Here is a 1,914-nt window from a genome sequence, read left to right as displayed (position 1 = left end):
CAAAAAAGACATTCATGTCACAAAAACAGACCCTAATTGGTTTAATGTTGGTGTTCGTGTTTTTGGTCAAACCCATATTTATTATGCTGATGGAACACGCATTAAAGCGATGGGCTATGACGCGATGATTAAAACAAATATGTATAAATTCCATCACTTAAATACGCTTAAACGCCAATTTGAAAAATGACAAGTAGTCGAACCTCGCCTTCGTAAGTTTAAAAACCGCGAAGAATTTTTAGCCGACGTTGATAAAAAATACCAAACTGAATTACAACAAATGGCCAGACAAAAAGCAGAATTTCAAGCTTCAATCAAAGCCAAACATTCTGCTAATAAAGTAAAAAAAGAATCACAAGAGAATTGCTCTCTTGTCGATGATTATAACACTCTGTATGAAAAAAACAAGAGTGACCCACCAGAATTATCGGATGAAGAACTCACCCAATTACTAGCGGAATTAGACAACCTAGACTAATCCCCTATCGAGTTCTTCATCTCCCCTATCAACAAAGAAGAGAGCTTGCGTAAAACCACCGAGTAGCAAGACAACGAATAAACAAATCCAAGATATGGTCTTCATCATATCGTTTTTACTGTTTGGCAAATCACCTATTTTTATTATACATTTTCTTCCAATATAGTTCCAAAACTATTCCTGTACTATACCAAAACAAAATATTTAATAAATTTTATATATTTTTTAAGTAAATTTATCAGTAATTTTATTCAATAAAGTATTAAATATTCTAAAATTTAAGATATAATTATATTAAGTATTTAATAAGTTTTAAAACTTATTAGTATTATTGTTTATGCTGCGGAACCACGAGCATTTTGGCACGCCAACCACCCGAAACCCCGCACTATCAACAACGTTGGGAGTGCGGGGTTTCGGCCTAATGTTTGGGTTCCGCAATGGTGGGTTTTTATTGGTTATATTAATTGCAATTAATATAACCAATAAAAACCCACCATGTTCCTTTTTTCTTTTTGCCCAAGCCCTTAAAAGAAAAAAGGAACCCAAAAAAGAAAAAACCCCACCCTACGAGTACGACAAGAGTGATTGGTAAGGAGTTGATACACTATGGGTGAGTTAGAAAAAATATTGATTATGATAAATCGTTGAGTATATTTGAATTTAGAACAAATAGCTTTGTTATTAAATAAAAATATTAAAACAATTCAATTGCAAAAAGAACAATTAGTAAAATTAAAAATGCTGAATGTTGATAAACTCCCCAAGAAAAATTATTATACTTTAACGAGTAAAGCACAAAGTCATTTAGGNCGAANTCATAAAAAAAGTATTAAAGTAAATTATTATGAATTACAACACCAAGATATNTTAATNAAATGACTTNNTNNNCAAACCGATATTGTACATTATCAAACCGANNNCGTGAGCTCAAAATGGAAAACTNCAATTTGAATGCCTATCCCGACTTAATCATTACCAAAAGAAATGATAGTGAAATTTATGTTGAATTTGAACGCACCCGCAAGTCACCCGACCGGTTTAGAACGAAATTAATTAACTTGCGTGAGTGACTTGCTGTTGGTGGTAAAATTCATTGAATTACGACAACACAAACACTCGCAAATTGAATTAAAAATCAAATCAATACTATTGGTGCTTATCCGTCCCAACACACCTACGAAATTTGAAATAAATAAAAAACAACTTATTTGACAATGTCAATTTTGTTGTTTTTTTATTTTTATTCTTCTTCTTCAATTATAAAATAACTACCTATCGTGTTTGTCACAATTTTTCAACCGTGATTAGAATTATTGATTGTGAAAACCATATACATTTTAGACCACTGATTTAGTCTTTAAATTAGAATGGAGATTAAAATGAAAAAGTATATGGTAATAAGCATTCCAACTGAAAATGAATTATATTCATTA

The 1,914-nt window shown here is 31.1% G+C and carries 1 protein-coding gene; it reads left to right on the top strand.

All coding sequences use genetic code 4. The annotated features are described in order from the left end of the window. Positions 1–478: hypothetical protein (locus BST80_RS05130; RefSeq protein WP_415746262.1), on the top strand; the 478-nt coding region annotated here is incomplete at its 5' end. Between the last annotated feature and the right edge of the window lie 1,436 nt (positions 479–1,914).

Origin of the sequence: Spiroplasma sp. Moj, from assembly GCF_016082285.1 — a bacterium.
GTDB classification, from domain to species: Bacteria; Bacillota_I; Bacilli_A; order Mycoplasmatales; family Mycoplasmataceae; genus Spiroplasma; species Spiroplasma phoeniceum.
The sequence above is the reverse complement of the archived record's forward strand: the minus strand, read 5'-3'. Positions and strand labels throughout refer to the sequence as shown.